6 protein-coding genes are annotated in these 8,541 nt (G+C 72.5%); 5 read left to right on the top strand and 1 reads right to left on the bottom strand.

Annotated elements, in window-relative coordinates; all coding sequences use genetic code 11:
* Positions 1-138: 138 nt before the first annotated feature.
* The 5 genes from J0670_RS22020 to J0670_RS22040 all read left to right on the top strand — a co-directional run bounded on the left by J0670_RS22020 (position 139) and on the right by J0670_RS22040 (position 5,940).
* The gene (locus tag J0670_RS22020) at positions 139-1,299 is read left to right on the top strand and encodes an acyl-CoA dehydrogenase family protein (RefSeq protein ID WP_207813367.1); all 1,161 of its coding nucleotides are present in this window, start codon (positions 139-141) and stop codon (positions 1,297-1,299) included.
* A gap of 128 nt (positions 1,300-1,427) precedes the next feature.
* A complete protein-coding gene (locus J0670_RS22025; RefSeq protein WP_243437351.1) occupies positions 1,428-2,132 on the top strand; it encodes a 4'-phosphopantetheinyl transferase superfamily protein in 705 nt (234 codons plus the stop codon).
* A 154-nt stretch (positions 2,133-2,286) separates the two neighbouring features.
* Positions 2,287-4,512 (top strand): MMPL family transporter, encoded by a 2,226-nt coding sequence (locus J0670_RS22030; protein WP_307806635.1) that lies wholly within the window; start codon positions 2,287-2,289, stop codon positions 4,510-4,512.
* Between the two features lie 243 nt (positions 4,513-4,755).
* Positions 4,756-5,046 carry a response regulator transcription factor gene (locus J0670_RS22035; protein ID WP_207813368.1) on the top strand — a complete coding sequence of 97 codons (291 nt, stop codon included), beginning with the start codon at positions 4,756-4,758 and terminating at the stop codon, positions 5,044-5,046.
* Positions 5,047-5,181: 135 nt separating this feature from the next.
* On the top strand, positions 5,182-5,940 hold the full coding sequence (locus J0670_RS22040; RefSeq protein WP_307806636.1) for an AfsR/SARP family transcriptional regulator: 759 nt from the start codon (positions 5,182-5,184) through the stop codon (positions 5,938-5,940).
* A 72-nt stretch (positions 5,941-6,012) separates the two neighbouring features.
* Here J0670_RS22040 and J0670_RS22045 read toward each other — a convergent pair.
* A partial coding sequence (locus J0670_RS22045) for an amino acid adenylation domain-containing protein (RefSeq protein ID WP_207813369.1) occupies positions 6,013-8,541 on the bottom strand: 2,529 nt, incomplete at its 5' end.

Genomic DNA, 8,541 nt, shown 5'->3' on the forward strand with positions numbered 1-8,541 from the left:
GCTCGGCGCGTACGGGTTCACCGCCGAGGGCCCCGGCCAGGCGGCGTACGCCTCCGAGCTGCTCGCCGACGTCTACTGCGGCTGGCCCGGCCCGGCCCCGCACTCCGAGAACGACCGCGACACCCCCGAGGGGACCGTGTGAGAACCCTGCCTGGCCCGCTCCGGACCACCCACCGCTACGTCCGGCAGTGGGCCGACGACCTGCGGGCGGGCGCCCTCGAACTGGACCGCGACCCGGACGCCGTCCACCGCTACCTGGACCTGCCCGCGGTCCGCTTCCTGGCCGGCCACCTGACACCCCCGGAGTGGGACCGCACCGGCCCCGAGGCCGGCAGCGGCCCCGCGCACGGCCTGGCCACCCTGGAGCGGGTCCTGGTGAGCGAGGAACTGGCGCGCGGCGACGCCGGGATGATGCTCGGCTCCCCCGGCGCCTCGATGACCGGGGTGCTGCTGGGCGTGCTCGGCAGCCAGGCGCAGAAGGACTGGGTGTACGGCCGCCTCGCCGAACGCCCGCGCTGGACGTGCTTCGCCCTCACCGAGCCCGACCGCGGCTCCGCCATCGGCGAGATGACCACCACGCTCACCCCGGTCGGCGACGGCTCCTACCTGCTGGACGGCGAGAAGCGCTACGTCGGCAACGCCGCCCGGGCCGACGTGGGCGCGGTCTTCGCCCGGGTCGCGGGCACCGAGCGGCTCGGCGTGCTGGCCGTCCTGGTGGACACCGCCGACCCGGGCTACCGGGCCGAGCCGCTGCCCACCCTGGGCCTGCGCGGGGTGCAGCTGTGCCGCATCACCTTCGACCGGGTGCACGTTCCGGCCGAGCGGGTGCTCGGCGCCCACCTGTCGCCGACCCGCCGCGGGATGTGGGGCATCGTCTCGGTCTTCAACCGGCTGCGCCCGAGCGTCGCGGCGATCGCGCTCGGCGTCGCCCGGGCCGCCCACGACTACATCGGCGACAACCGCAAGGAACTGCGCGGCGCCGAGCGGGACCTGTACGAGGAGCTGGGCCGACGGATCGACGGGGCACGGCGGTTGACCTACCGGGCGGCGCTCGCGGTGGACCACAAGCCGTCCGACGGGTACCTGGCCTCGGCGGCGAAGGCACGCGCCTGCGAGGTGGCCGAGGAGGTCACACTGCGCGCGCCCGGCTTCTTCGGCCCCGGCGCCCGGCTGGACCACCCGTTGCTGGACAAGCTCGCCCGGGACGCCCGGGGCGTGGAGTTCATGGAGGGGACCCGGAACATCCAGAAGCTCAACCTCTTCCAGGGGCTGCACACCGGAAAGGTGGGCCGGCTCTGAACGGGACCGGAGTTCCGAACGGCACGGGGGATCCGATCGGCACGGAAGATCCGGCCGCGACCGGGAATCCGATCGGCGCGGGAATTCCGGACGGCCCCGGACAATCGGTCCGGATCTGGCGGATTCCGTTGTCCGGTCCGATTCAACCGGGTACGGACGAAGATCCGTTTCTGGCAGAGCTGGAGAAACTGCTCGACGCGGACGAACTGTCCCGCGCCCGCAGTGGCCGGCTGCCCGGGGTGCGGCGCCGTTTCGTGATCTCGCACGCCGCCACCCGGATCCTGCTCGGCGAGCGGCTGGGCCGCCCGCCGGACGGACTGCGCTTCGTCCGCGGCCGCTGGGGCAAACCGGCGGTCGCGGACGCTCCCGGCCTGCACTTCAGCCTGTCCCACTCGGGCGAGCTGGCGCTGCTGGCGCTCGCCCCGCGGCCGGTCGGCGTGGACCTCGAACTGGTCCGCTCCGGCCGGGACGTCCACCGGCTGTCCCGACGGTTCTTCCCCTGCCAGGAGGAGGAGTTGGTAGCCCGGGGCGGCCGGCCCGCGTTCGCCCGGCTGTGGGCCAGGAAGGAGGCGTGCGTGAAGGCCGCGGGCGGCAGGCTCACCGAGGGGCTGGCGCTCCCGGTGGCCCACACGTCCGGTCAGGCCACCGTGCACGCGCCGGTGTCCGGGCCGTTCACAGGGCCGTGGAGAGTGGCCGACCTGCCGCTCCCGGAGGAATACGCGGGGTCCGTCGCGCTACTCGGCGACGGACCCTTCTGCGTCTCCGGAGGAGTGTGGTATCCAATAGCGCCTGGGGATTCCGACCCCGCCCCGCGCAAACCGGGTGTCAAGTAGAAGAAACTCCCCCTCGAAACGGCGAAGTTGTACCCGTGATCACGTGCCGGATCGTCACTAGATTCTCCGGTACGAACGCACGCCGTAGCGCACGGCCGAACCGTCCATTCGGCCCGCGCCGGTCCGGGCGAATTCTGCTGAGGAGGAGGGGAACGTGATCGTGGAAGGCAGGAACGTGATCACCAGGGCGGCTCGGTGGAGCGCGGTCCACCCCTGGTGGGCGATCGCGCTCTGGGTGGTGTTCGTGGTCGGCGCCCTGGTGGTCGGCGGCGTCACCGGCACCCGGCAGGCCACCAACTCCGACCTCTCCATCGGCCAGTCGGGCCGGGCCGCCGCGATCGCCCGCAGCGGCGGCCTCCAGGACCGCGCCGTGGAGAACCTCCTCGTCACCGCCTGGGGCGGCGGCGCCCTCGACCCGGTCCGCGCGCGCTCCGCCGCCGAGGACGCCGTCCGGGACCTGAGCACCCTGGGCGGCATCGCCTCGATCGGCCGGCCGCAGCCCGCTCCGGACGGTTCCGCCCTGCTCGTCCCGGTCACCCTGGAGGGGGACCCGGAGACCGCCGCCGACCGGGTGCAGCCGCTGCTGGACTCCGTCGACCGGTCCCGGCGGACGCACACCGACCTGCGGATGGAGCTGGTCGGCGCCGGCTCGATCAAGGCCGGGCTCAACGAGATGCTGAGCAGGGACCTGGGCAAGGCCACCGTGCTGAGCCTGCCGGTGACCCTGCTGGTGATGGTCTTCGTCTTCGGCGCGATCGTCGCCGCGAGCGTCCCGGTGGTGCTCGGCCTCTCCTCGGTGCTGGCCGGGCTCGGCTTGTGGGGCGTGGCCTCGCAGTGGGTCCCCGACCCCGGACCGGTCACCCAGTTCATGGTCCTGATGGGCATGGCGATCGGCGTCGACTACTCGCTCTTCTACCTCAAGCGCCATCGCGAGGAGCGAGCGCTGGGCGCCGACCACATCGACGCGATCGAGATCGCGGCCGCCACCTCCGGGCACTCGGTGCTGGTCTCCGGCGTGGTCGTCCTGGTCTCGATGGGCGCGCTCTACCTGGCCGGGCACATCGCCTTCGAGTCGATGGCCACCGGCGCGGTGATCGTGGTCGCGATCGCCATCATCTCCTCGCTGACGGTGCTGCCGGCCATGCTGTCCCGGTTCGGCCGCTACCTGGACGCCCCACGGGTACCGCTGGTGTGGCGGTTCACCCAGCGGGGCGGGGTCAAGCCCCGGCTCTGGTCGACGATGCTCAAGCCCTCGCTGCGCCACCCGGTGATCTCGCTGGTGGCCTCGGTCGGCGCGCTGCTGGTGCTCGCGCTGCCCGCGCTCGGGCTGAAGCTCAAGGCGACCGGGATCGACGACCTGCCCCGGTCCATCCCGGCGATGCAGTCTTACGAGCGGCTGACCCACTCCTTCCCGAGCCAGTCCGACACCCACACGGTGGCCGTGAAGGTCCCGGCCGGCCGGTCGGCGGAGCTGGACACGGCGGTGGACGAGCTGGTCCGGCGCGCCATGGAGGACGACCTGTTCGTCCACCACCCGGCCCCGGTGGTGCGGACCTCCGCGGACGGCACGGTGGCCACGGTGGCGATCGGCACCCAGTTCGACAGCGGCTCGCCGCAGGCCCGAGCCTCGCTGGACCGGCTGCGCGAGGACCTCGCCCCGCGGATCCTCGGCGCGGTCGAGGGCGCCCAGTTCGCGGTCGGCGGCAGTGACGTGGCCTACGACGTGGACTACCGGGCGAACGTGATGGACAAGATGCCCTGGGTGCTCGGGGTGGCCCTGGCGCTGACCTTCCTGGTGATGGCCCTGGCCTTCCGCTCGGTGGTGCTGGCGCTGATCACCGTGGTGCTCAACCTGCTCTCCGCGGTGGCGTCCTTCGGGGTGCTGGCGCTGATCTTCCAACGCACCTGGGCGGAGGGCCTGTTGCACTTCGAGTCCACCGGGCGGGTGGTGGCCTGGCTGCCGCTGATGCTCTTCGTGATCCTGCTCGGGCTCTCGATGGACTACCACGTCTTCGTGGTCAGCCGGATCCGGGAGGCGGCCCGCGGCGGGCTGTCGCTCCGCGAGGCGGTCGAGCAGGGCATCACCCGCACCGCCGGGGTGGTGACCAGCGCGGCGGTGGTGATGGTCTGCGTGTTCGCGCTGCTGGCCTCGCTCAACTACATCGAGATGAAGCAGATGGGCGTGGGCATGGCCTGCGCGGTGCTGCTGGACGCGACGCTGATCCGGATCGTGGTCCTGCCCGCCATGATCACCCTGCTCGGCTGGAAGACCTGGTGGCCCTCCCGGCTCGCCCGCCAACCCGTCGCCCGCACCCCGCGGATGCCGGCGATCGTAGCGGCGGCGGCGGCCTCGGCAGCGGCCCGTACGACACTTCCGTAACACCACGGCGAACCGGCAGAACGGCCGGGGACGGGCTTCGGCCCTCCCCGGCCGCTTCGTGCGTGTACCCAGTCAACGATCAGTTGCGGCAAGGGGTTTGACGGCGCCTGGCCTGGGGTGGTTTGTTACGGGAGTTGTAGAATCGCAAACGCGTTCGTCGTTGCGCGATCAGCCTCCCAGAGGGAGGGACGCATCTGCGACGGGGCGCACCACGGAAGCGGGGGGCTGGTGTGGTGGTGGGGCATGCACAATGACGGCGGCCTCGCCTCGGCGCGCTGGCGCCAGGAACTCTCCAGAGTCGGCACACTCTCCAGCCGGGAGCGACAGGTCTTCGACCTGATCGGAGCCGGCCACTCCAATCGTGGCATCGCCGACCGACTACACGTCACAGAACGCACCGTCAAGGCCCATGTCGCCAGCATTCTGGCGAAACTCGGGGTGGAATCGCGCCTCCAGGCCGGCCTGGTGGCCCAGGTCCACCAACTCATGTACGAAGGTACATGGCCGGACGAGCCGCGCGTGTCCGATACTTGACCGGCGCGAATGATACCCGGGCTTTTCCCATTTTTCAGGCACTTCTAAACAAGTCGACCACCGCTGGTGGTGGCGCCCTGACGAAACAACGGAAAAGCTTGTGGCTGGAGTTCACCGATAGGGACGGGGAAATTGGTGTACATCTCCATATTAGGCCCACTGTTGATCGGCGACGGTCAGCGCACCGTTGGTCTACGGGCGAAGAAGAACCGCGTGATGCTCACCATGTTGGCATTGAACGCCGGTCAGGTGGTCGCCTTCGACGAACTGATCGACGAGCTGTGGGGGGAGGCGCCGTTGAAGAACGCGCGCAACGCCCTCCAGGCCAACGTCAAGCGAATGCGGAAATCCTTGGCCGAACTCGGCCTGGAAAGACCTGATCAGGATCTCATCCGCACGGTCGACAACGGGTACATGCTGGACATTCCGGAGGAGGCGGTCGACGCGTACCGCTTCCTGCGGACGGCGGAGAAGGGCGCGGGGCTCGTCGAGCACCGGCCGTACGAGGCCATGGACACGCTCCGCGGAGCGCTGGCCATGTGGCGCGGACCGGCCCTGCTCGACACCAGCGACGGACCGTGGTGCCGAGCGGTCGCACTGCGGCTGGACGAGCAGCGCAAGACGGCCCGCGAGGACCTGATCTCGGCTCAGTTGCAGTCCGGCGAGGCGGGGGCGGTGGTCGCGGAGCTGAAACAGCTGCTCGCCCAGTACCCCGAACGGGAGCGGTTCAGCGAGCAGTTGATGATCGCGCTGTACCGCTGCGGCCGCCAGTCGGAGGCGGTGGACATCTTCCACCGCACCCGCAAGTGGCTGGACGAGGAGCTGGGGCTCAAGCCGAGCCGCCGGCTCCACCACCTGTACCAGGCGATCCTGATGCAGGATCCGTCCCTCTGACCCCGGGGCGAGGGCAGCTCGCCCCGAGGTCACGAACGGACTGAACGGCTACGGCTGCGGCTACGGCTACGGCTACGGCTGACGGCGGCGCAGGGCGGCATCGGTGATCCCACCGATCCGCCCGGCCGCCGTTTTGCCGAGCATCTCCTCGTGCCCGCACGGCACCTGGTGCACCGTGAGCGGACCGTCCAGGTGCTCCCGCCAGCGGTCGGCGAGTTCGGCTCCGGGCGCGCCCTGCGGCTCGTCGTCCGCGACGAACAGCAGCATCGGACCGTCGAAGAGCCCTGGGGTGAACTCCCTTGCGATGTCGGTGTGGTGGCGCATCACGGTCATCAGCCGGGCCAGCTCGCCCTCGTCGATGCCGCCCCCGGCGGCGTGGTGGCTGAGGAACGCGGTGCGGATCTCCTCGTCGGTGGGGTTCGGGTCCCCCGGGCGCACCGGGTAGACGTCCAACGCCGCCAGGAAGGCCACCCGCTCGCCCGCCGCCCGGAGCCGGACGGCGATCTCGTGCGCGACCAGCCCGCCGAAGGACCAGCCCAGCAGGTGGTACGGGCCCTGCGGCTGCACCCGTCGGATCCGCTCCAGGTACGTCTGCGCCAACTCCCCCACTCCGAGCGGCTTCTGCCACTGCCCGGCGGGCGCCGCGATGCCCTCGGACTGGAGGGCGTAGAGCGGCCTCTCCGGGTCCAGGTGCGGGGCCAGCTCGGCGTACGGCAGGCCGAAGCCGACCCCGCCGTGCACGCAGAACAGCGGCTCCGCGCCGCCGCCGGGACGGATCGGCAGCACCGGTTCCAGCATCGCCGGGGGAAGCTCGGCCGTCCCGGCGGCCGGCACCGTCACGGGAAGCACCGCCGCGGGCGCCACCACTGCGGGCGCCACCGCCGCGGGCCGGGCGGCCGCGGCCAGGGCCGCCACCGTCTTGTGGGTGAAGACGTCGGCCAGCGAGAGGGTCAGTCCGGCCTTGGCGGCCCGGCTGACGATCTGCACCGAGCGCAGGCTGTCACCGCCGAGCGCGAAGAAGTCCCCGTCCACGCCGACCTGTTCGAGCCCGAGGATCTCCCCGAAGACCGCCGCGATCACCTCCTCGGCGGGCGTGCGCGGCGGCCGCTCCGGGCCCTGCGCGGCGGCGGGCGCCGCGCCCGGATCGGGCAGGGCGCGGGTGTCCACCTTGCCGTTGGCGGTCAGTGGCAGCGCGGGCAGCGTCACCAGGGTGGCCGGCACCATGTGCGCGGGCAGCGACTCGGCGAGGAAGGCGCGCAGCACCGGCACATCGACGGCGGCCACCCCGGGCAGCGGCACCACGTACCCGACCAGCTGAGGGACGCCGGTCGGCGTCGGACGGACCCGCACCGCGGCCTGGACCACCACCGGGTGGCGGGTCAGCGCCGCCTCGATCTCGCCCAGCTCGATCCGGAAGCCGCGCAGCTTGACCTGGTGGTCGACCCGGCCGACGTAGTCCAGGGTCCCGTCGGCGCGCCAGCGCACCAGGTCCCCGGTGCGGTACATCCGGCTGCCGGGCGGGCCGTACGGGTCGGCGGTGAAGCGTTCGGCGGTGGTCGCCGGGCGGCTCAGGTAGCCGTGGGCGAGACCGGCCCCGGCGATGTAGAGCTCGCCGGTGACCCCGGGCGGCACCGGGGCGAGCGCCGCGTCCAGCACATACGCCCGGTGGCCCGCCAGCGGGCGGCCGATCGACGGGCGGCCGTCGCCGGGGCTCAGCGGGTCGCTCCAGCTGGCGCAGACCGAGGTCTCGGTCGGGCCGTAGGCGTTGCGGAACTCGACCTCCCCGGCGAAGCGGTCCACCAGCGCGGGCGGGCAGGCCTCGCCGCCGACGGCCAGCACCAGGCCCTCGGGCAGCGGGACGTCCTCGGGCAGACCGGCTGCGACGGTGGGCGGCAGGACGGCGTGGTTCACCCGGTGTTCGGCCATCAACCCGGCGAGCTGCTCCCCGGCGAGGCGGCTGTCGTCGGTGGCGAGCACCAAGGTGGCGCCGGAGAAGAGCGAGGCGCACAGCTCCCACACGCTGGCGTCGAAGCTGAAGGAGGCGAACTGGAGCACCCGGGCGGGCTGGAGCGTCAGGAGGTTGGCGACGAGGTTGACCGCCCCGGAGTGGGGCACCACGACGCCCTTGGGGCGACCGGTCGAGCCGGAGGTGTAGATGACGTACGCGGTGTCCGCCGGGGTGAGCGGCCGGGTGCGGTCGGCGTCGACCGGGTCGGTGGACGGGGCGGCGGCCAGCTCCGCCTCCGTCGCGGGGTCGTCCAGGAGCAGCGGGACGACGCCCTCGGGCAGGTCCGGCAGCCGGTCGGCGCAGTGCCCGTCGGTCAGCACCTGGACGGGCGCCGCGTCGTCGAGCATGTGGGCGATCCGGTCGGCCGGGTACTGCGGGTCCACCGGCAGGTAGGCGGCGCCGGTCTTGAGCACCGCGAGGAGGGCGATCACCATCTCGGGGGAGCGCGGCAGGGCGAGCGCCACGAGGTCCCCGGGGCCGGCCCCGCGGGCCAGCAGCAGCCGGGCGAGGCGGTTGGCGCGGGCGTTGAGCTCCCGGAAGTCCAGCCGCAGGGTGCCGGGGCCCGCCGGGACGGCGTCGGGGACGATCAGTGC

Source organism: Streptomyces sp. FH025 (assembly GCF_017427025.1).
Classification (GTDB): domain Bacteria; phylum Actinomycetota; class Actinomycetes; order Streptomycetales; family Streptomycetaceae; genus Kitasatospora.

Excerpts from the sequence above, each read along its gene's own strand:
- J0670_RS22035 (WP_207813368.1), top strand. The coding sequence starts at position 4,756 with ATGCACAATGACGGCGGCCTCGCCTCGGCGCGCTGGCGCCAGGAACTC.